Source organism: Methylobacterium sp. D53M (assembly GCF_053345625.1).
This window is the reverse complement of sequence record NZ_JBKFAL010000002.1, coordinates 341,116-360,864: the sequence shown is the minus strand read 5'-3', so window position 1 is coordinate 360,864 and position 19,749 is coordinate 341,116. Positions and strand designations below refer to the sequence as shown.

General features: G+C 70.4%; 19 protein-coding genes and 2 tRNA genes. 7 read left to right on the top strand and 14 right to left on the bottom strand.

The genetic code is table 11. The annotated features are described in order from the left end of the window. The gene (locus ACLBYG_RS05980; protein WP_447680875.1) at window positions 1–1,371 is read left to right on the top strand and encodes a pentapeptide repeat-containing protein; all 1,371 of its coding nucleotides are present in this window, start codon (window positions 1–3) and stop codon (window positions 1,369–1,371) included. 21 nt (window positions 1,372–1,392) lie between these two features. Here the strand turns inward: ACLBYG_RS05980 and ACLBYG_RS05975 are convergent, their stop codons facing one another. Together ACLBYG_RS05975 and selA are read right to left on the bottom strand one after the other, a co-directional pair. Continuing rightward, window positions 1,393–1,863, bottom strand: a complete 471-nt coding sequence (locus ACLBYG_RS05975) for a MarR family winged helix-turn-helix transcriptional regulator (RefSeq protein ID WP_020090750.1) — start codon at window positions 1,861–1,863, stop codon at window positions 1,393–1,395. Between the two features lie 123 nt (window positions 1,864–1,986). Further along, window positions 1,987–3,441: an L-seryl-tRNA(Sec) selenium transferase gene (gene selA, locus ACLBYG_RS05970; protein WP_447680874.1), complete on the bottom strand. Its 1,455-nt coding sequence runs from the start codon at window positions 3,439–3,441 to the stop codon at window positions 1,987–1,989. A gap of 190 nt (window positions 3,442–3,631) precedes the next feature. Here selA and ACLBYG_RS05965 point away from each other — a divergent pair, with 190 nt between their 5' ends. From ACLBYG_RS05965 to ACLBYG_RS05955, 3 genes are all read left to right on the top strand, one after another. Beyond that, entirely contained in the window at window positions 3,632–5,062 is a 1,431-nt protein-coding gene (locus ACLBYG_RS05965; protein ID WP_026604556.1) for a mannose-1-phosphate guanylyltransferase/mannose-6-phosphate isomerase, read from the top strand. 125 nt (window positions 5,063–5,187) lie between these two features. Next, complete coding sequence (locus tag ACLBYG_RS05960) at window positions 5,188–6,201, top strand: SDR family oxidoreductase (protein ID WP_447680873.1); 1,014 nt, start codon at window positions 5,188–5,190, stop codon at window positions 6,199–6,201. Further along, complete coding sequence (locus ACLBYG_RS05955; RefSeq protein WP_447680872.1) at window positions 6,202–7,125, top strand: alpha/beta fold hydrolase; 924 nt, start codon at window positions 6,202–6,204, stop codon at window positions 7,123–7,125. A 36-nt stretch (window positions 7,126–7,161) separates the two neighbouring features. Here ACLBYG_RS05955 and ACLBYG_RS05950 read toward each other — a convergent pair whose 3' ends face one another. After that, window positions 7,162–8,124, bottom strand: a complete 963-nt coding sequence (locus tag ACLBYG_RS05950; RefSeq protein ID WP_447680871.1) for a phytanoyl-CoA dioxygenase family protein — start codon at window positions 8,122–8,124, stop codon at window positions 7,162–7,164. Between the two features lie 364 nt (window positions 8,125–8,488). Here ACLBYG_RS05950 and ACLBYG_RS05945 point away from each other — a divergent pair, with 364 nt between their 5' ends. Further along, window positions 8,489–8,806 carry a GCG_CRPN prefix-to-repeats domain-containing protein gene (locus ACLBYG_RS05945; protein WP_170855074.1) on the top strand — a complete coding sequence of 106 codons (318 nt, stop codon included), beginning with the start codon at window positions 8,489–8,491 and terminating at the stop codon, window positions 8,804–8,806. 222 nt (window positions 8,807–9,028) lie between these two features. On the opposite strand, the gene ACLBYG_RS05940 is transcribed toward ACLBYG_RS05945, so the two are convergent. From ACLBYG_RS05940 to ACLBYG_RS05925, 4 genes are all read right to left on the bottom strand, one after another. Beyond that, the gene (locus ACLBYG_RS05940; RefSeq protein ID WP_447680870.1) at window positions 9,029–9,157 is read right to left on the bottom strand and encodes a hypothetical protein; all 129 of its coding nucleotides are present in this window, start codon (window positions 9,155–9,157) and stop codon (window positions 9,029–9,031) included. 96 nt (window positions 9,158–9,253) lie between these two features. After that, a complete protein-coding gene (locus ACLBYG_RS05935; RefSeq protein WP_157862057.1) occupies window positions 9,254–9,499 on the bottom strand; it encodes a hypothetical protein in 246 nt (81 codons plus the stop codon). Between the two features lie 148 nt (window positions 9,500–9,647). After that, window positions 9,648–9,956: a hypothetical protein gene (locus ACLBYG_RS05930; RefSeq protein WP_447680869.1), complete on the bottom strand. Its 309-nt coding sequence runs from the start codon at window positions 9,954–9,956 to the stop codon at window positions 9,648–9,650. A gap of 77 nt (window positions 9,957–10,033) precedes the next feature. Continuing rightward, window positions 10,034–10,255 carry a hypothetical protein gene (locus ACLBYG_RS05925; RefSeq protein WP_331299404.1) on the bottom strand — a complete coding sequence of 74 codons (222 nt, stop codon included), beginning with the start codon at window positions 10,253–10,255 and terminating at the stop codon, window positions 10,034–10,036. Between the two features lie 159 nt (window positions 10,256–10,414). Between ACLBYG_RS05925 and ACLBYG_RS05920 the strand changes: the two genes are divergently transcribed. Continuing rightward, window positions 10,415–10,540: a hypothetical protein gene (locus ACLBYG_RS05920; protein ID WP_447680868.1), complete on the top strand. Its 126-nt coding sequence runs from the start codon at window positions 10,415–10,417 to the stop codon at window positions 10,538–10,540. Between the two features lie 77 nt (window positions 10,541–10,617). On the opposite strand, the gene ACLBYG_RS05915 is transcribed toward ACLBYG_RS05920, so the two are convergent. From ACLBYG_RS05915 to ACLBYG_RS05885, 7 genes are all read right to left on the bottom strand, one after another. Beyond that, window positions 10,618–10,693: transfer RNA gene (locus tag ACLBYG_RS05915), tRNA-Val, on the bottom strand. 61 nt (window positions 10,694–10,754) lie between these two features. Further along, the gene (locus ACLBYG_RS05910; protein ID WP_447680867.1) at window positions 10,755–11,474 is read right to left on the bottom strand and encodes an aspartate/glutamate racemase family protein; all 720 of its coding nucleotides are present in this window, start codon (window positions 11,472–11,474) and stop codon (window positions 10,755–10,757) included. Between the two features lie 83 nt (window positions 11,475–11,557). Then, window positions 11,558–13,984: an endopeptidase La gene (lon, locus tag ACLBYG_RS05905; RefSeq protein ID WP_447680866.1), complete on the bottom strand. Its 2,427-nt coding sequence runs from the start codon at window positions 13,982–13,984 to the stop codon at window positions 11,558–11,560. A gap of 246 nt (window positions 13,985–14,230) precedes the next feature. Next, the gene (gene clpX / locus ACLBYG_RS05900) at window positions 14,231–15,502 is read right to left on the bottom strand and encodes an ATP-dependent Clp protease ATP-binding subunit ClpX (RefSeq protein ID WP_020090762.1); all 1,272 of its coding nucleotides are present in this window, start codon (window positions 15,500–15,502) and stop codon (window positions 14,231–14,233) included. A gap of 184 nt (window positions 15,503–15,686) precedes the next feature. Further along, window positions 15,687–16,313, bottom strand: coding sequence for an ATP-dependent Clp protease proteolytic subunit (locus ACLBYG_RS05895; protein WP_012322036.1), 627 nt, complete (start codon window positions 16,311–16,313; stop codon window positions 15,687–15,689). 126 nt (window positions 16,314–16,439) lie between these two features. Then, window positions 16,440–17,873, bottom strand: a complete 1,434-nt coding sequence (gene tig / locus ACLBYG_RS05890; protein ID WP_447680865.1) for a trigger factor — start codon at window positions 17,871–17,873, stop codon at window positions 16,440–16,442. A gap of 131 nt (window positions 17,874–18,004) precedes the next feature. Beyond that, window positions 18,005–18,089 (bottom strand) — tRNA-Leu (locus ACLBYG_RS05885). Between the two features lie 148 nt (window positions 18,090–18,237). Between ACLBYG_RS05885 and ACLBYG_RS05880 the strand changes: the two genes are divergently transcribed. After that, window positions 18,238–19,746 carry a multicopper oxidase family protein gene (locus ACLBYG_RS05880; RefSeq protein WP_447680864.1) on the top strand — a complete coding sequence of 503 codons (1,509 nt, stop codon included), beginning with the start codon at window positions 18,238–18,240 and terminating at the stop codon, window positions 19,744–19,746. Window positions 19,747–19,749: the final 3 nt, after the last annotated feature.

The following is a 19,749-nucleotide window of genomic DNA, read 5'->3' as shown; positions in this document are numbered from 1 at the left end:
ATGGACCAGGCGACTCCTCCCGACGCGCGACCGGACGCTCCGGTGGAATCGCGGCTGCGCGCGCTCGTCGGCCGGATCGCCGCCGGGGCGCCCCTGCGCGAGCCGGGCGCGGACCTGTCGCAGCTGAGCGCCGGGCCGGGCGCCCTCGCGGATGTGCCGGACGCCGGCCTCGTCACCGACGCCGAATCCGGCGGCCTCGCGCTCGCCGGCGCGGACCTGTCCCGCGCCCGCATGGAGGAGGCCGATCTCTCCGGCGCGAACCTGCGCGGGGCGAGCCTGTCCGGCGCGGTCGGGCGCTCGACCCGCTTCACCGGGGCGATCCTGGAGGCGGCCGACCTGTCGGAGGCCGATCTCTCGGGGGCGGACTTCACCGGCATCGTCGCCGGGCAGGTGAAGTTCGCCGGGGCGATGCTGGAGGATGCCCGGTTCGGCCAGGCCGCGATGCGCTTCGCCGACCTGTCCGGCGCCTTGCTCGACGGGACCGGCTTCGCCGGCGCCGATCTGTGGGGCGCGGATTTCTCCGGGGCGGACGCGGATGACACGGTCTTCCGCGGGGCGCGGCTCGACGAGGCCAAGCTCGCCGACGCCAACCTGACCCACGCGGATTTCGCCGAGGCCAGCCTGACCAAGGCGAGCCTCGCCGGCTCGCGGCTGCGGGGCGCGCACTTCACCGGCGCGAAGCTCGACGGCGCCGATCTCTCGGGGGCGGATCTCTCCGACACCGACCTCGTGCGGCTCAACCTCGCGACCTGCCGGCTGCGGCACGCGCGCTTCGCCGGCGCGTGGCTGAACGGCACGCGGATGAGCGTGGAGCAGCTCGGCGGCGCGGTCGGCGAGGAGGTGGCCGGCGCCTACGACGCCGCCCAGGCGAGCTACCTCGCCCTGGAGCAGAACTGGAAGAGCATCGGCAGCCACGACGCGGCGAGCTGGGCCTACAAGCGCGGCCGCCGGATGGGCCGGTTCCATGCCGGGCAGCAGGCCCGCGCCTCCTGGTCCGACCGGGACTGGTCCGGCGTCCTGCGGCACGGCTATCGCTGGACCGCCGACCGCTTCGTCGAGTGGCTGTGCGATTACGGCGAGAGCCTGTCGCGCATCGCCCGCGCCTTCGCGCTGCTGATCGTGCTGTTCGGCGGGCTCTTCGGCCTGACGGGCGGCCTGTTCATCGTGGAGGGACCGGAGGCCGGGCCGACCTACAATCCCCTCGATCTCCTGAGCTACAGCGCGCTCAACATGATGACCGCGAACCCGCCCGAGATCGGCCTGAAGCCCACCGGCCGCGTCACCAACCTGCTAGTCGGCATCGAGGGCGGCGTCGGCATCATCCTGATGGGGCTGTACGGCTTCGTCCTCGGCAACCGCCTGCGGCGGTGACCCCGATCGCGTCCGGGCCGCTCAGTCGTTCACGCTGAGCCGCTCGATGACGAGGCTCAGATCCTTGCGCAGGGCGCGGATCTCCGGCTCGCTGAGTTCGAGCTGGCACATCACGCTCTCGCGGACCGAGACCGCGTCGGCGCGCAGGGCGGCGCCCTCCGGCGTCAGGGCGATCTCGACCTCGCGCTCGTCCGACTGGCGCCGGGTCCGGAGCAGGAAGCCCGCGCTCTCCAGGCGCTTGAGCACCGGTGTCAGAGTGCCGGAATCGAGGCGCAGGCGCCGGCCGATCTCCGAGACCGTGACGCCGTCCTGTTCCCAGAGCACCAGCAGGACCAGATATTGCGGATAGGTCAGTCCGAGCCGCTCGAGCAGCGGCCGGTACGACTTGGTCATCCGATGCGCGGCAGCATAGAGCGCGTAGCAGAGCTGATTATCGAGAAGCAGCGGATCCGTCTCCGGCTGCGCCTCAGCCGTATCGGCAATATACGCCATATCGTTTGCCCATCGCGGTCCACGCACCGCCATTCTCGACCGCGACCGCGGGTTCGTCACCATACCATAACACGGGATACCGGCGCGCAAGCTCCGGTCGTCCGGCCCGTTCTCTTAACAACCCTATGGGGTTCGTCTCGGTGTTCGTCCCCCGCCCGCGACGGGCGGGAGCGCCGCCAGGCTGTCGAGGAAGCCGGCCTCGTCCTCGAGCGTCCGGAGATCGAGGCGGACGGCGTCGTCGCTGATCCGGCCGATCACCGGCACGGGGAGCCGGCGCAACTCCTCGGCGAGCCGCCGGCACCGGCCGCCCGCGCCGCGGCTGCCCGCCGAGGCCGGCGCCAGGACCAGGGCGGCGCTGGGCAGCGTCTCCACCGGCAGTGCGCCGGATCCGATCTGGCTGATGCACTCGGCGACCGTGACCGCGGCGCGGCCGGCGAGCCGCTCCGCCACTGCGGGGGCGAGGCGCTCGGCCTGGGCGGCGATGCTGTCGCGGTCGCGGGTGAGGAGCCGCAGGGTCGGGAGCTCCGCGCGCAGCCGCTCCGGGTGCAGGTAGAGCCGCAGCACGGCCTCGAGGGCCGCGTAGGTCATCTTGTCGACGCGCAGGGCCCGCTTCAGCGGATTCTTTCGCACGCGGGCGATCAGGTCCTTCCGGCCGGCCACGATGCCGCACTGGACCGCGCCGAGCAGCTTGTCGCCGCTGAAGGTGACGACGTCGGCCCGCTCCAGGGCGGCGCGGATGGTGGGCTCGGGGGGCAGCCCGTAGGCCGCGAGGTCGACGAGGCTGCCGCTGCCGAGATCGTCCGCCAGCGGCACGCCGCGCTCCCGGCAGAGGGCGTAGAGGGCCACGGGATCGGCCACCGCGGTGAAGCCCGCGATGGCGTAGTTGCTCGGGTGCACCTTCATCACGAGGCCGGTGCGGGGCCCGAGAGCCTCCGCGTAGTCGCGCAGGTGGGTGCGGTTGGTGGTGCCGACCTCGCGCAGGCGGCAGCCGGCCCGCACCATCACGTCCGGCACCCGGAACGAGCCGCCGATCTCCACGAGCTCGCCGCGAGAGACCACCACCTCCTTGCGCATGGCGAGCGCGTTCAGCACCAGCAGGACCGCGGCCGCGTTGTTGTTGACCACCACCGCGGCCTCGGCGCCGGTCAGGCGGCAGATCAGGCCCTCGACATGGTCGTCCCGCTCGCCCCGGGCGCCGGTCTCGAGATCGAACTCGAGGTTGCTCGCCTGCACCATCACGGCGGCCACCGCCTCCGCGGCCGAGCGGGGCAGCAGGGCGCGGCCGAGATTGGTGTGCAGCACCGTCCCGGTCAGGTTGAAGACCGGCCGCAGCGACGGGCGCCGCTCGGCGGCGAGCCGCGCCGACGCCGCGGCCCGGATAGACTCCGCGTCCGGGACGGGGCCGCCCCCGACCCGGATCTCGGCCAGCACCGCCCGGATCGCGTCCGTGAAGGCCGTCCGCCCGTAGGTCTCGAGCTCCGCCGGCGGCGCGCCGCCGACGAGGCGCTCCACCGCGGGAATCCGGCGCGGGGACGGCGCCGGGTCGTCGGCCTGCGGGGTGGGGACGGGCGCGTTCATGGCAGGCCAGAGATAACCATCCCGGTGCACGGAGCCAGCCCGTCGACGCGCGGATAATGCGCGCAGGTTGTTCCGGTCCCGGCCCGACGGTAAGGGCAGATCCTGAAATCGGCGCCCGAGAGTCCATCGCACCCACGCGGGGCGGGCTCGGCCGCGCCGACCCCGCCGAGCCCTCTCGGGAGACGTCACCATGTCCCGACCTTCGATCCAGATCCACCCGATGATCCTGTGCGGGGGGACGGGGACGCGGCTGTGGCCGGCCTCGCGGGAGAGCATGCCCAAGCAGTTCGCCCGTCTGGTCGACGCCGAGCGCTCGACCTTCCAGGCGACGCTGGCGCGGGTGTCGGACGCCACGGTCTTCGCCACGCCCACCGTCATCGCCTCGGCCGAGGCCCGCTTCATCGTCGCCGAGCAGCGCGACCAGCTCGGTCTCTCCGCCGACATCCTGCTCGAGCCGCAGGGCCGCGACTCCGCCGCCGCCGTTGCGGTCGCGGCGCTGCACGCCGCCGCCAGCGACCCGCAGGCCGTGGTGCTGATCATGGCCGCCGACCACGTCGTGCCCGACACGGCGGCCTTCGTCGACGCCGTGCGGCGCGCGGCCGCCGGCGCCCAGGCCGGCTACACGATGACGCTCGGCATCGAGCCCGACCGGCCGGCCACCGATTACGGCTACATCCGCCGCGGCGAGCCGATCGCCGAGGCCCCGGGCGCGGCCCGCGTCGCCCGCTTCGTCGAGAAGCCCGACCGGGCCGGCGCCGAGGCGCTGATCACCGACGGCGCCCTGTGGAACTCGGGCTACTTCCTGTTCCGCGCCGACCTGATGCTGGCCGAGCTGGAGGCGTTCGTCCCCGAGGTGCTGGCGGCCGCGCGCGCGGCCCTGGAGGCGGCGGTGACCGACCTCGACTTCGTCCGCCTCGACGCGGCGGCCTTCGCCCAGGCGCCCAAGATCTCGATCGACTACGCGGTGATGGAGCGGACCGCCCGGGCCGGCGTGCTGCCGGTGTCGTTCGCGTGGTCGGATGTCGGCACCTGGGACGCGGTCTGGCAGGTGCTGGACCACGACGAGGCCGGCAACGCCGTGCGCGGCCGGGTGTCGCTGATCGGCACCAAGAACAGCCTCGTGCACAGCCAGGGCGAGGGCCTGACCGCGGTGGTGGGCCTGGAGGACGTGGTGGTGGTCTCGACCCCCGACGCGGTGCTGGTGGCCTCCAAGGCGCATTCGGGCAAGGTGAAGGAGCTGGTCGGCGCCCTGCGGGCGCAGGGCGCGCCGGAGGCGGACGCGCACCTGCGGATGTACCGTCCCTGGGGCTGGTATCAGCGCATCGACCTCGGCGAGCGCTTCCAGGTGAAGCGGATCCAGGTGGTGCCGGGCGGGCGGCTGTCGCTGCAGAAGCACTACCATCGGGCGGAGCACTGGGTGGTGGTGCGCGGCACCGCCGAGGTCACGATCGACGAGCGGGTGGTGCTGGTCCACGAGAACGAGGCGGTCTACCTGCCGATCGGCTCGATGCACCGGCTGGCCAACCCCGGCAAGATCCCGCTGGAGTTGATCGAGGTCCAGGTCGGCTCCTACACCGGCGAGGACGACATCATCCGCGTCGAGGACATCTACGGCCGCTGAGCGCCCGGCCGGGCAGCCTGCGACCCGATCACCCGCAGCCGCGCCCGGAACATGCGGCCGCCCCGATCGATAGCCTAGCGTGTGGCCGCTCCCGTGCGGCCGCGCCGCAGCGTCGGGGACACCGCATGAAGCACAAGCCGCTCCGCGAGCAGGTCATCGTGATCACCGGCGCCTCGTCGGGCATCGGCCTCGCCACGGCGCGGATGGCGGCCGAGCGCGGCGCCCGGGTGGTGCTGGCGGCACGCAGCGGCGACGCCCTGGCGCGCGTCCGCGCCGAGATCGAGGGTGTCGGCGGCAAGGCGATCGACGTCGTCGCCGATGTCGGCCGGCGGGCCGACGTGCAGGCCGTCGCCGACCGGGCCGAGGCGACCTTCGGCGGCTTCGACACCTGGGTGAACGTGGCCGGCGGCTCGATCTACGGCCGGTTGCGCGAGATCAGCGACGCCGACCACGAGCGCCTGATCCAGACGAATTTCTGGGGGACCGTCTACGGCTCCCTCGTGGCGACCGAGCACCTGCGCCAACACGGCGGCACCCTCATCAACGTCGGCAGCATCGCCTCCGACCTCGCCTTCCCGTTCCAGGGCATGTACGCGGCCTCGAAACACGCCGTGAAGGGCTTCACCGACGCCCTGCGCATGGAGCTGATGGACGAGAACGCGCCGATCTCGGTGACGCTGATCAAGCCGGCCTCGATCGACACCCCCCTGCCCCAGCGGGCGCGCAACTACATGGACCGCGAGCCGAGCCTGCCGCCGCCGATCTATCCGCCGGAGGAGGTGGCGAACGCCATCCTGCACGCGGCCGTCCACCCGCAGCGCGACATCTTCGTGGGCGGGGCCGGCAAGGCCTTCGTGGCCGGCAAGGAATTCGCGCCCGGCGCCTACGACTATCTCGGCCCGGCCATCATCGCGCTCCAGAAGCGCCGGAGCGCGCCCCGCAACCCGGACGGCGCGCTGCACGCGCCGGTCTCGGCGGGCGAGACGCGGGGCGACCCGCCCGTCCCGGTCATGCGGACCAGCGCCTATACCCGCGCGACCCTGCACCCCCTCGCGGCGGCGGCCGGCCTCCTCGGCGTCGGCGCGGCCACGGCCTTCGCGGTGCTCGGCACCTCGTCCGGGCGCCGGCGGCGCCTGTAAATGGCTGTCGCGACGGAGACCCTGCCCGGCCCCGCCCGACCGACGCGGGAGGCCGGGACCGGCACCGAGGCCGATCCCCGGATCGTGCCGCGCCGGATCGTGTCCCTGGCCGACGACCGGACGATCGCCTACGCGGAGACCGGCGCCGGGCCGGACCTCGTGGCGATCCACGGCACGCTGATGTGCCTGGAGGACGTCTGGCTCGGGCCCGTGCCGGCTCTGGCCGAGCATTTCCGCGTGGTCGCCGTCGACCGCCCGGGCCACGGCTTCAGCCGCCGGCCGCGCGGCGGCGGCGCCGACATCTGGGATCAGGCGGCGTCCATCCGGGAGGCGGTGCAACACCTCGGCCTGGAGCGCCCGGTCATCCTGGGCCACTCGTTCGGGGGCGCCGTCGCCCTCGCCTACGGCATGCTCCATCCGGACGAGGTGGCCGGCATCGTCGCCCTCGCGCCGATCTGCTTCCCCGAGCCGCGGCTGGAGCAGGTGCTGTTCGGGCCGCGGGCGCTGCCCTTCGGCGGCGACGCGCTGTCGGCGTTCCTGGGCGCCAGCGGCGACCGGGCGCTACTCCCGCTCCTGTGGAACGCGATGTTCTTCCCCGAGGCGATGCCGGCGCGCTTCGCGCGGGACTTCCCCTTCGCCCTCGCGGGTCGCCCGGCACAGATCACCGCCGAGGGCGAGGATGCGGGCTGGCTCTGGCCGGGGCTCGCGCGCAGCGTCCTCGGCTACCCGTCCCTGCGCCGGCCCACCCGTATCCTGGGCGGCAGCGCCGACCTGGTGGTGAACACCGAGTTGCACGCCCGGCGCGCGGCCGGCCTGATCCCGGGGGCGCGGTTCGAGTCCCTTCCGGGGGCCGGCCACATGCTGCACCACCTGCAGACCGACGCGGTCGTGCGCGCGGCCCTGGCGGTGCGGTCGGAGGCCTGACGGACCCGGTCACGAGCCCCGCGGGCGGGGCCTCCCTCAGCGGATGAGCGCCTTGATCTGCTGCTTGGCGCCCGCCTTCAACCGGGCCAGCCCGCCGCGAGCCTGCCGCTCGCGCTCCTGCCGCAGCGTGCGCTTCTCGGCGTTCCAGGGATGCTCGTGGCGGAGCGTGTGCTCCGGCGCGCGGACCCCGAAGCCGAGGGCGTAGGCGCGCCGCGGTCCGGCGCTGAGATTCGGCCCGGCGCAGTGCAGGGTCCGGCAATCGTGGAAGGTGGCGCCGCCCGCCGGGAGCGGACACGGGACCGCGCGCTCCACCGGAACGCCGAGGGCCTCGAGCCCGTGGATCCGCGGGTCGCCGCCGATGCTGCGATGGGGGAGGAGCGGCTCCCGGTGGCTGCCCGGGACGTAGAGCATGCAGCCGTTCTCCGGCGAGACGTCCTGCAGGGGCATCCAGACCGTGATCGCCCGGTAATTCGTGTAGGCGGCGTAGAACGCCTCGTCCTGGTGCCACGCGGTGGCGGCGCCGATCTTCGGCGGCTTGCGGATCGCGTGCTCGAAGACGAGCGCCGCGCGATTCCCCAGGAGCTGGCGCGACATGGCCAGGGCGTTGGCCCGGAACAGGATGTCCCGGAGGAGCGGCTCGAAGCGGGACGGGTTGAGGAGCTGGGGCGAGCGCGCCTCGCTGGCGCCGCGGTCGACGTCGACGAGGTCGAATAGGCTCCCGTCCTTCCAGCCCCGCGCCTCCTCGAACAGACGGTCATAGGCGCCGCGCAGGGTGTCGAGCTCCTCGGCGGTGGTGATCGCCGGGACGGTGACGAACCCGTCGCGCCGGAACGCGGCGATCTCGTCGTCGGTCAAGATCCGCGTCGGGACGCGCGCCTGCGCACGATTACCCACGATCCAGCGGACGAGCCGCGACCGTGCCTCGGCCGCGCGGGCGGAGAGGCCGTTCCCGGCATCGGCGACGCCGAGCCCCAGGCGATCCGGAATCGTGACTGGCATCGCACCCTCCGCTTCGAAGTGATTCCGCGAGGATGCCCACGTCTATTCCGAGGCTTACAGTACCGATTCTTAGGTATGACTGAGCGTCACAGCCTCAGGCATTTGCCTTCAGCTTCATCATGAACCACCTCCGGTTGAGATTTCCGGTTGCAGCTCTTTCCGGGGCCGGACGCGGCTGCCGGCCGCCAGCGGCGCTCCCGCTGACGGGCGATGCCGGCGCGGAAGCGCCGCGCCAATGCATCGGATTGCTCGCATTTCCGGAACCATTTTCTTTCATGGCCGATATTTAATGCATCTGCGGGGGGTATTGATGAGTTCTGTGAAAGATCGGGGCGATCAATACGGACCGATTTCCCGGAGAGTGATGATGAATATCTTAACGAAAGCTGCCGCGGCCGTAGCCCTGGCGGCGCTGCCGGTCTCGGCCGCGCAGGCGATGCCGGTCGTGGCCGATCCGGGCCTCGCGGCGCCGATCACGCTCGTGGCGGGGGGATGTGGGCCTGGCGCCTGGCGCGGCCCCTGGGGCCACTGCCGCAGCACGCCCTATGTCGGTCCGCTGCCCGGCGGCTGGTATCAGGTGCGAGCGGGGAACGGCTGCCCGCCCGGCTACTGGCGCGGACCGTGGGGCCATTGCCGCAACACGCCGTATCACGGACGGCTGCCGAACGGCGGCTACCGGTAGCCGCCCGCCCTCACCGTCGACGGAGGCCGGCGCCGGAGCGCCGGCGGGCGGTGAGGGACTCGAACTCCTGACCCTCTCCGTGGAAGGATTGGCGTTCCCAGGCCGTAGAGCGACGGCACAGGGGAAAGACGAAGCGGGCCTCGCGAGGCCCTGTCGGACCTCCGTCTCCGAAGGATATCCGGAGACCTGTTCCGGGCCGGTTCGTCGGATACCTCCCGTGCCTTACAACCGAGCGTCGCGCGACACGGTCTCCACAACGCCGCGCAGATGCTCCGAGAGGTGGTGGCCATAAACCTGCTCCACGACCTGCTCGTTGGTGCCGAGCGCTCGAGCAACCTTGCCGAACGGCACGCCCGCCCTCATGCCCCCCGTCGCGAAGGTGTGGCGCAGTGCGCGCGGCAGTTCAGCCAGGTCGAGTTGGCGCCCGCCAATGTCTGATTGAACTCATTAATAATAGTGACGACGAATGACCAGCGCGACGAGGGCAGCAACGGCTCCCAAGGACGCCCCGATTGGCGTGAAAAGCAAAACGACCATATAGCCGGCCGTGCCTTCGCGCTGAGTTACCTTCATGATGTCAACATACCAAGCACCGACGAGAAAACCCAGTATTCCACCCACCACCGCCCCGCAAATAGCGGCACCTAGATACACAAAAATCGAAAATAAAATCTGATTGAACGCCATCGACACGCGAGCCCGCCCTCGAATCAGGGCGAAGCATCCGAAGATCCTCCTGCTTTTGCAACAGGCTCACTCTCTAATTGTGTCCTAGTACTGATATTCGCCCTCGCCAGATTTATCGGTGCCTCCACAGGCGCGCCGCATCGTAGCGGGGCAGCTAGCGTCCCGTTCGCTTCAACGTCCCTTGGAACTCACACGAGGCGCCGTGCCACATCGTGCAGCCCTGTTCTTCCAGGACGACGGACCGGAAATCCGAAGCGTAGCGGGCGGTGATCCGGCAGGATTGCCCACCTTCGGTTTTGCTGAAGACGACCGTGTCGGGTCCGGTCGGCCGCCCTTTCATCGTCACCTCACCGCCGCAGCCCTTGGTTCCCGTTGAGAACCGGGCCGTGAAGCTGGCTGCGCCCGCTGCCTTCACCTCGACGCCCTGCTCGTAGCCGTCCTCCTGGTGCTCGAAGGTGCCCACCGCCCTGGCTCCGGGGCCCGCAGCGTGCGCGACCGTGGAGACGAGCAAAGGGAGGAGGATCGCGAGCCGGGGGAGCATTACCGCACCTTATCAGATCGAGGAGAGCGATAACCCTGGGCGGCCCGCACGATGATCGCCACGACGCTGACGGCCAGCAGCAGGATCAACGCCTCGTAAGCCCACGGCCCGAGCCACGATGCGACCGCGTCCGGCATGTGACGCACGAGCGTACGCACGATGCCCGCGGCGAGCGCGATCAGCGTGACGAGGCCGAGGGCGAATTGAAGCCAGCGGGGCATGCGGCTTAGGTTAGCACGCTCCGCCAAGCCGGTCAGCGGGCAGCCTGCCGCTCGAACTGGATCCCGCATGTCTTCTGGACGGGGACCTTTTCCAGCGCCTTCATCTCGCCCTTGAGGCGCACCAGCTCGGTTCGGCTCGGCGTGTCCTAGGACCGGGCCGTGGAGGCGCAGCAGCGCAAGCGCGACGGCCAGAAGATGACCGAGGCGCTCGAGGCGTCGACCGCCGGCGGCGGCTTCACGTCCTCTCCTGTGGGCCGCGGCCTAGCCGGAACCACGGTGCCGTAAGGTGCCGTCAGAACGGCTGTTGAGGCCGGAATTTGCCGGCCTCACATCAGCAAACAACGGAAAACGAGAAACAATCTTGGTGGGCGGTGAGGGACTCGAACCCCCGACCCTCTCCGTGTAAAGGAGACGCTCTACCAACTGAGCTAACCGCCCGGCTGGCGACCGTTACGGCATGGTCCCGGTCCGGTGCAAGGGTCCGCACCCCGGATCCTTATCAGGGGTCGATGAGCCGCGTCGCCAGCGCGGGTGTCAGGCCGATGCTCTCGACAGGGTCGGGCCTCGACGGGGCCTGCCCGAATGCGCCCGCCGCCAAAACCGCGCGGGTCCCCGCCTCGACCGAGCAGATCACCGGAACGGGAACCTGCGGGGCGATCCGCGCGGCGAGCCCGGCCAGACCGGCACCGCCCAGGATGACCGACTCGGCGCCGGCCCCCGCGCAGGCGCGGCAGGCTTCGGCGAGGATCTCCAGGGCCGCGTCCGGGTCACGGGCGATGTTGCCGCCGCTCGGAGCCACCGTGCGGAGGGCCGCGAGGGCGTCGGCGAGGTTGAGGGCCGCCACGAACTCCCGCAGCATCGGCTCCCAGGCCGCGCCCCCGGTGACGATCCCGAAGCGACCGGACGCAGCGGCCTCGCGGCAGGCCGCCTCCGCCATGCCGATGACCGGTACCCGCGACAGCTCACGCAGGGCGAGGAGGCCGGGATCACCGAAGCAGGCCAGGTAGACCGCATCGCAGCCGGCGCCGTGCTCCGCGAGAGCGTCGAGGGCCGCGTGGCCGGCGATCGCCCCCGCCGCCCGGCTCGCGATGTAGCGGGCTCCGAACCGGCCGGTGACGGCGCGCAGCTCCGCACGGCCGCCGAGCTGAGTGCGGACATGGCCGGCGACGAGATCGGTGACGTGCGCACTCGTGTTCGGGTTGATCAGCAGGATGCGCATCCGGGCCTCCGCGCTCGCGCCCGCGCATGAAAAAGCCCCCGGGGCTCGGGGCACCGGGGGCTAATCTCAATCGATCGGGCGGCTCAGTGCGCCACGAAGGCGGCGCCGTCCTCTTCGGTCCGGGCGGGCTTAGCCACCGGGAGCGGCTCCTCCCACTCGATCGCCTCGGGCTGACGGACCAGCGCCTTCTCCAGCACCTGATCCATCCGCGACACGGGCACGATCTCCAGCCCGCTCTTCACGCTGTCGGGTACCTCGGCGATGTCCTTGGCGTTCTCCTCGGGGATCAGCACCGTCTTGATGCCGCCGCGCAGCGCGGCGAGCAGCTTCTCCTTCAGGCCGCCAATCGGCAGGACGCGGCCGCGGAGCGTCACCTCGCCGGTCATCGCGACGTCGCGACGGACCGGGATCCCGGTGAGCGTCGAGATGATCGCGGTGGCCATGGCGATGCCGGCCGACGGACCGTCCTTCGGGGTCGCCCCCTCCGGAACGTGGACGTGGATGTCGCGGCGGTCGAACAGCGGCGGCTCGATCCCGAAGTCGATTGCCCGGGAGCGGACGTAGCTCGCCGCCGCCGAGATCGACTCCTTCATCACGTCCTTCAGGTTGCCGGTGACCGTCATCTTGCCCTTGCCGGGCATCATGACGCCCTCGATCGTCAGCAACTCGCCGCCGACTTCGGTCCAGGCCAGACCCGTCACCACGCCGACCTGATCGTCCGCGTCGATCTCGCCGTAGCGGAACTTCGGCGGGCCGAGGAAGACCGGAAGGGTGTCCGGGGTCACCGCGACCGACTTGGTCTTGGTGATCAGGATCTCCTTCACCGCCTTGCGGATCAGGTTGGACAGCTCGCGCTCCAGGTTGCGGACGCCGGCCTCCCGCGTGTAGCGGCGGACCAGCATCATCAAGCCATCGTCGTCGATCGACCACTCGTGCGTGCCGAGGCCGTGCTTCTTCAGGGCGTTCGGGATCAGGTGCTTGCGCGCGATCTCGACCTTCTCCTCCTCGGTGTACCCGGCGATGCGGATCACCTCCATCCGGTCCATGAGCGGGCCCGGGATGTTGAGGGTGTTGGCCGTGGTCACGAACATCACGTTCGAGAGGTCGTAATCCACCTCCAGGTAGTGGTCGTTGAAGGTGCTGTTCTGCTCAGGGTCGAGAACCTCGAGGAGCGCCGCCGACGGATCGCCGCGGAAGTCCATGCCCATCTTGTCGATCTCGTCGAGCAGGATGAGCGGGTTCGAGGTCTTGGCCTTGCGCATCGACTGCACGATCTTGCCGGGCATCGAGCCGATATAGGTCCGGCGGTGACCGCGGATCTCGGCCTCGTCGCGCACGCCGCCGAGCGACATCCGGACGAACTCGCGACCCGTCGCCTTGGCGATGGACTTGCCGAGCGAGGTCTTGCCGACGCCGGGAGGACCGACGAGGCACAGGATCGGGCCGGTGAGCTTGTTCGCGCGCTGCTGCACCGCGAGGTACTCGACGATCCGCTCCTTGACCTTGTCGAGGCCGAAATGATCCTCGTCGAGCAGCGCCTGGGCGCCGAGCAGGTCCTTCTTGATCTTCGAGCGCTTGCCCCACGGGATGCCGAGCATCCAGTCGAGGTAGTTGCGCACGACGGTCGCCTCGGCCGACATCGGCGACATCTGGCGCAGCTTCTTCAGCTCGGCCGTCGCCTTGTCGCGGGCCTCCTTGGAGAGCTTGGTCTTCTCGATCTTCTCTTCCAGCTCGGCCAGCTCGTCGCGGCCATCCTCGGAGTCGCCCAGCTCCTTCTGGATCGCCTTCATCTGCTCGTTCAGGTAGTACTCGCGCTGGGTCTTCTCCATCTGCCGCTTGACGCGGGTCCGGATGCGCTTCTCCACCTGGAGCACGGAGATCTCGCTCTCCATCAGCGACAGCACGCGCTCGAGGCGCTGCGCCACCGTGGGGGTCTCCAGGATGCCCTGCTTGTCGGAGATCTTGACGAGCAGGTGCGAGCCGATCGTGTCGGCGAGCTTCGACGGCTCGTCGATCTGGGTCACGGCGGAGACGACCTCGGGAGAGATCTTCTTGTTCAGCTTGACGTAGTTCTCGAACTCCGAGAGCACGGAGCGCGCGAGCGCCTCGGCCTCGACGCGGTCGCCGAGCTCGTCGTGGAGCGCCTCGGCGGTCGCCTCGTAGAACTCATCCGAGCGGGTGAAGTCGACGACCTTGGCGCGGCCGACACCCTCGACCAGCACCTTCACGGTGCCGTCGGGCAGCTTCAGCAACTGGAGCACCGAGGCGAGCGTGCCGATCTTGTAGATGGCGTCGGTCGCCGGGTCGTCGTCGCCCGCGTTGATCTGGGTGGCGAGCAGGATGTGGCGGTCGGTGCGGACGGCCTCCTCGAGGGCGCGGATCGACTTCTCGCGGCCCACGAACAGGGGCACGATCATGTGCGGGAAGACGACGATGTCGCGCAGGGGGAGGACGGCATAGGTGCCCGTCGAACCCGGGACCACCGGCTGGCGCGATTTCGACTGTGACATGTGACTTCCTCTCAGGGACGCCCAGGTTCGACGCCCCCATGCACGGAGCGCGCCTACAGCCGGGTGCCGACCGGGCCGCGAGGGTCGGATTTCGCTAACTTTGCGGCTGGCGACGCGGACCGGACCTCGAAGGAGCGTGCGGCCACCGCGCTGAGCCTGAGGTGGCTGCGAGGAAGCGCGTTTTCAAGGCGATCCTCGCAGCGCGCCCGGCCTGGGCCGGGCGCCTGATGCAACCCTGCCGAGTGCCTACGCGCTGACGCTCGCGGGCGTGTCCTTGTTGCGGTCGCCGTGGATGTAGAGGGGGCGCGACTTGCCCTCCACCACCTCCGGACCGATGACCACCTGCTCCACGGACTCGAGGCCCGGCAAGTCGTACATCGTGTCGAGCAGGATCGTCTCCAAGATGGAGCGCAGGCCGCGGGCGCCGGTCTTGCGCTCGATCGCCTTGCGGGCGACGAGCGACAGCGCCTCGTCCTGGAACGTCAGGTCGACGTTCTCCATCTCGAACAGCCGCTGGTACTGCTTGACCAGGGCGTTCTTCGGCTCCTGCAGGATCTTCTTCAGCGCGGCCTCGTCGAGGTCCTCCAGCGTCGCCAGGACCGGCAGACGGCCGACGAACTCGGGGATGAGGCCGAACTTCAGCAGGTCCTCCGGCTCGACCGAGCGGAAGATCTCGCCGGTGCGGCGGTCGTCCGGGGCCTGCACGGTCGCGCCGAAGCCGATCGAGGTGCCCTTGCCGCGCTGGGAGATGATCCGCTCCAGCCCCGCGAAGGCGCCGCCGCAGATGAACAGGATGTTGGTGGTGTCGACCTGCAGGAATTCCTGCTGCGGGTGCTTCCTTCCGCCCTGGGGCGGGACGGAGGCGACCGTGCCCTCCATGATCTTCAGGAGCGCCTGCTGCACGCCCTCGCCCGACACGTCACGGGTGATCGACGGGTTGTCGGACTTCCGGGAGATCTTGTCGATCTCGTCGATGTAGACGATGCCGCGCTGGGCCCGCTCGACGTTGTAGTCCGAGGCCTGGAGCAGCTTGAGGATGATGTTCTCGACGTCCTCACCGACGTAGCCGGCCTCGGTCAGCGTCGTGGCGTCCGCCATGGTGAACGGCACGTCGAGGATCCGGGCCAGCGTCTGCGCGAGCAGGGTCTTGCCCGAGCCGGTCGGCCCGATCAGCATGATGTTGGACTTGGCCAGCTCGACGTCGTTGTGCTTCGTCGCGTGGGCGAGCCGCTTGTAGTGGTTGTGCACCGCGACCGAGAGGACCTTCTTGGCGAAGTCCTGGCCGATGACGTAGTCGTCGAGGACGCGGCGGATCTCCTTGGGCGTCGGCACGCCGTCGCGGCTCTTCACCAGCGAGGATTTCGACTCCTCGCGGATGATGTCCATGCACAGCTCGACGCACTCGTCGCAGATGAACACCGTGGGGCCGGCGATCAGCTTGCGGACCTCGTGCTGGCTCTTGCCGCAGAACGAGCAATACAGCGTGCTCTTCGAGTCGTTGCCGCCAGTCTTGCTCATATCGGTCTCCGATTCCTCGCGTCCGCCGCCGGCAAGGGGCGGACGCGCATCGCATGAATGTAGGGGGCCCGTTTAAAGAAACAGTGTGCTGCGCGCCTTTGACCGAAGGGCCCGAACCTCGATGCAAACACGCTGCCGCGGCGGGATCAAGGCCGCGCCGCGGCGGTCAGGCGACGCGGGCCGGTCAGGCGGCCGCCGGCTCGGGACGCTTCTCGATCACCTCGTCGATGAGCCCGAACTCCTTGGCCGCGTCGGCGGTCATGAAGTTGTCGCGCTCCAGCGCCGTGTGGATCGTGTCGTAGTCGCGGCCGGTGTGCTTCACGTAGATCTCGTTCAGGCGCCGCTTCAGCGCCTCGATCTCGCGGGCGTGGATCAGGATGTCGGTCGCCTGCCCCTGGAAGCCGCCGGACGGCTGGTGGACCATGATCCGGGCGTTCGGCAGGGCGAAGCGGTGGCCCGGCTCGCCGGCGGTGAGCAGCAGGGAGCCCATCGAGGCGGCCTGGCCGACGCAGAGGGTCGTCACCGGGCAGCGGATGAACTGCATCGTGTCGTAGATCGACAGGCCCGAGGTGACCACGCCGCCGGGGGAGTTGATGTAGAAGGAGATTTCCTTCTTCGGGTTCTCCGCCTCGAGGAAGAGCAGCTGCGCCACGATCAGCGACGCGCCGTAATCCTCCACGGGGCCGGTGAGGAAGATGATGCGCTCGCGGAGCAGGCGGGAGTAGATGTCGAAGGCGCGCTCGCCGCGGCTCGACTGCTCGACGACCATCGGCACGAGCGCGTTGTTGTAGACGTCGATCGGATCTCTCATCTCATCCTGCCCCGGAGTGAGGCCCGGGGCTGCCGCGAATCAGGGCAGCCCCGGGCATGTCAGCGAACACCGGCGATGCTTAACCATCGCCTAACCCTTGCCCGCCGTCCTGGGACAGAGCGGGACTCAGTCGGCCTTGGCTTCGGACTTGGCGTCGGTCTTGGACTCGCCCTTGGCCTCGGCCTTGTCTGCCGGCTTGCCGCCGGTCGTGTCGTCGTCATCTTCGTCCGCGAAAAGCGCCTCTTTCGAGACGGGCTCCTCGACGAGCTTGACCTGCCCGAGGACGTGGTCGACGACCTTCTCCTCGAACAGGGGCGCGCGGAGTTCCGCGAGCGCCTGCGCATTCTTCCGGTAGAAGTCCCAGACCTGCTGCTCCTGGCCCGGGAACTGCCGGACCCGGGCGATGAGGGCCTGGTTCACCTCCTCGTCCGAGACCTTGATATCGGCGCTCTCGCCGACCTGCGCAAGCACGAGACCGAGACGGACGCGCCGTTCCGCGATCTTCCGGTACTCGGCCTGGGCCTTCTCCTCGGTGGTGTCCTCGTCCTCGAAGGTCTTGCCGCGGGTCTTGAGGTCCTGCTCGACCTGGGCCCAGACGGCGGCGAATTCCTGGGCCACCAGCGACGGGGGCAGCTCGAAGGCGTACTTGCCGTCCAGCGCGTCGAGGAGCTCCTTCTTGAGCCGGCGGCGCGAGGCGGCTTCGAAATCCCGGCCGATCGCCTCGGACACGGCCTCGCGGAGCTTCTCCAGCGACTCCATGCCCATAGACTTGGCGAGCTCGTCGTCGATCTTGGCCTCGCCCGCCGCCTGGATCTTCGTGACGGTCACGTCGAACTCGGCGTCCTTGCCGGCGAGGTGCTCGGCCCCGTACTCGGCCGGGAAGGTGACCTTCACGAGGCGCTTGTCGCCGACCTTGGCGCCGACGAGCTGCTCCTCGAAGCCCGGGATGAACGAGCCGGAGCCGAGCTCCAGGTCGATGCCCTCGCCCTTGCCGCCCTGGAACTCCTCGCCGTCGATGCGGCCGACGAAGTCGATGGTGACGCGGTCGCCGCTCTGGGCCTCGGCGCCTTCCTCGCGCTCGGTGAACGGACGGCTCTGGCCGGCCATGCGCTCCAGGGCCTCGTCGACCTCGGCGTCGGCGGGCTTGGCGACGAGCTTGGTCAGGCTGACGTCGGAGAGGTCGGCGAGCTCGAAGCTCGGCATCACCTCGAGGGCGACCTTGAAGGCGAGGTCGCCCTTGGCGTCGAGCGCCTTCTCGACCTCCGCCTGATCGGTCGGGAACTCGACCTGCGGCTCCAGGGCGAGCTTGAGGCCGTTATCGGTGACGATCTGGCGGTTCGCCTCGTTGACGGCGTTCTGCACCACCTCGGCCATCACGGAGCGGCCGTAGACCTTGCGCAGGTGCGCGACCGGCACCTTGCCGGGACGGAAGCCCTTGAGCTGCACCTTGTCCTTCATGCCGGACAGCTCGTTGGTCAGGCGCTCCTCGAGTTCCTGGGCGGCCAGCAGAACCTGAAACTCGCGCTTCAGCCCCTGGGCGTTGATCTCGGTCACCTGCATCGTCGTCGTCGCTCTTCAAAGAAACCTGGGTTCGCCGGCCGGGCCGGCGTCGTGCTCGCGCGGACCGGGATGCCGAGATGTCGGGTACGGGGCGGAGGGGCCCGAGGGGACCGCAACCTCAGCAGAGGTCCTGGTGCGGGCGGAGGGGCTCGAACCCCCACGTCTTGCGACACTGGAACCTAAATCCAGCGCGTCTACCAGTTCCGCCACGCCCGCGCGCGCCGACATCCGGCGCATCGCCGGCCGCCGGAAGCGCGCCCTATAGCATGGGCCGGCGGGCCCGCAGCAAAAAACTTGCCCCTGTGGCGCGGGAGCCCGCGCGCCGCTAAGGAGCGGGTCCGTCGCGAGCCGCAGCCGAGATCCCATGCCGCCATCCCGCACCGTGCCGCCGACCGATTCGCGCGCCGGCACGCCGTCGCGACGAACCCTGCTCGCCGCCGCGGCGGCCTTCGGGCTCGCGCCGGAGGCCGCGCGGGCCCAGGCGCCGGCCGCCGCGCCTGGGACATCCGCGCCCGTCCAGCCGGAGCCCGCGCCGGCGGCCCTGCCGGCGGCGCCCGGCAAGGCCCGGTTCAGGCCGGACCCCGCACCCGAGACGGCGGTCTGGTGCTTCGACGGCAAGGCCCTGCCGCCCGTGGTCCGGGTGAAGCTCGGGCAGGCGTTGCGCCTCAAGGTCGAGAACCGGACCGACAAGCCGCTGTCGCTCCACTGGCACGGGGTGCGCAACGTCAACGCCATGGACGGCGTCGGCGGCGTGACCCAGGCGCCGATCCCGCCGGGCGGCGACTTCCTCTACACTTTCACGCCGCCGGATGCCGGCTCCTACCTGATCCGGCCCCTGGTCGTCGGCGGGGCGAGCGAGCCGTCAGGCCGGGGCCTCGCGGGCATGCTGGTCGTCGAGGAGACGAACCCGCCCGCGGTCGACGCCGACGTGAGCGTCGTGCTGCAGGACTGGCGGCTCCAGGACGACGGCACCCTCATGCCGTTCGGGCAGACGGCACTCGCGGCCGCGCACGGGCGCCTCGGCAACCTCGTGACCGTCAACGGCAAGCCGGTGCCGGGCGCCTTCGAGGCGAGGCCCGGCTCCCGAATCCGCCTGCGCCTCGGCAATGCCTGCAACGCCCGGGCAACGCGCATCAAGTTCGAGGGCGTGAAGGTCTACGTGGCGGCGGTCGACGGCCAGCCCACCGACACGTTCGAGCCCCTGCGGGCGACCCTGCCCTTCCCGCCGGGCACCCGCTACGACCTGCTCGTCGACCTGCCGGAGGAGGAAGGCGCCACCTGCGAGATCCACGCGCTGATCGGCAAGGGCCTGGTCCTGGCGAGCGTCGTCACCAAGGGCGCCCGGATCACCGAGAAGCGGCCCCCGATCGGGCCGATCGGCGAGAACAAGCGCCTGCCGGCCGAGATCAAGCTCCAGAACGCCCTGCGCCGCGACGTGGTGATCACCGGCGGCGCCTTCGTGCCGAAGGGCAAGGACGGTGTGAAGGACGGAGTGAAGGACGCCGCCAAGGACGGCCCCGCGCCCGATCCGGTCTACACGGGCGACCCGCAGAAGATCTGGTCGGTGAACGGCGCGAGCGGCACCGCCGGCCTCGCGCCGATCTTCTCGGTGAAGCGCGGGCAGGTGGTGGTGCTGGCCCTGCGCAACGAGACCGCCTTCCCGCAGGCCCTGCACCTGCACGGCCACTGCTTCCGCCTGCTCCACCCCCTGGACGACGGCTGGGAGCCCTACTGGCTCGACACGTTCCAGCTCCTGGAGGGGCGGACGGCCCGGATCGGCTTCCTGGCGGACAATCCGGGGCGCTGGCTGATCAGCGCCACGGTGCTGGAGCGGTTCGACACCGGCCTCTGGACGATGTTCGAGGTCACCTGAGCG

Excerpts from the sequence above, each read along its gene's own strand:
- ACLBYG_RS05980 (WP_447680875.1), top strand. The coding sequence starts at position 1 with ATGGACCAGGCGACTCCTCCCGACGCGCGACCGGACGCTCCGGTGGAA.
- ACLBYG_RS05975 (WP_020090750.1), bottom strand. The coding sequence starts at position 1,863 with ATGGCGTATATTGCCGATACGGCTGAGGCGCAGCCGGAGACGGATCCG.
- selA (WP_447680874.1), bottom strand. The coding sequence starts at position 3,441 with ATGAACGCGCCCGTCCCCACCCCGCAGGCCGACGACCCGGCGCCGTCC.
- ACLBYG_RS05965 (WP_026604556.1), top strand. The coding sequence starts at position 3,632 with ATGTCCCGACCTTCGATCCAGATCCACCCGATGATCCTGTGCGGGGGG.
- ACLBYG_RS05960 (WP_447680873.1), top strand. The coding sequence starts at position 5,188 with ATGAAGCACAAGCCGCTCCGCGAGCAGGTCATCGTGATCACCGGCGCC.
- ACLBYG_RS05955 (WP_447680872.1), top strand. The coding sequence starts at position 6,202 with ATGGCTGTCGCGACGGAGACCCTGCCCGGCCCCGCCCGACCGACGCGG.
- ACLBYG_RS05950 (WP_447680871.1), bottom strand. The coding sequence starts at position 8,124 with ATGCCAGTCACGATTCCGGATCGCCTGGGGCTCGGCGTCGCCGATGCC.
- ACLBYG_RS05945 (WP_170855074.1), top strand. The coding sequence starts at position 8,489 with ATGATGAATATCTTAACGAAAGCTGCCGCGGCCGTAGCCCTGGCGGCG.
- ACLBYG_RS05925 (WP_331299404.1), bottom strand. The coding sequence starts at position 10,255 with ATGCCCCGCTGGCTTCAATTCGCCCTCGGCCTCGTCACGCTGATCGCG.
- ACLBYG_RS05910 (WP_447680867.1), bottom strand. The coding sequence starts at position 11,474 with ATGCGCATCCTGCTGATCAACCCGAACACGAGTGCGCACGTCACCGAT.
- lon (WP_447680866.1), bottom strand. The coding sequence starts at position 13,984 with ATGTCACAGTCGAAATCGCGCCAGCCGGTGGTCCCGGGTTCGACGGGC.
- clpX (WP_020090762.1), bottom strand. The coding sequence starts at position 15,502 with ATGAGCAAGACTGGCGGCAACGACTCGAAGAGCACGCTGTATTGCTCG.
- ACLBYG_RS05895 (WP_012322036.1), bottom strand. The coding sequence starts at position 16,313 with ATGAGAGATCCGATCGACGTCTACAACAACGCGCTCGTGCCGATGGTC.
- tig (WP_447680865.1), bottom strand. The coding sequence starts at position 17,873 with ATGCAGGTGACCGAGATCAACGCCCAGGGGCTGAAGCGCGAGTTTCAG.
- ACLBYG_RS05880 (WP_447680864.1), top strand. The coding sequence starts at position 18,238 with ATGCCGCCATCCCGCACCGTGCCGCCGACCGATTCGCGCGCCGGCACG.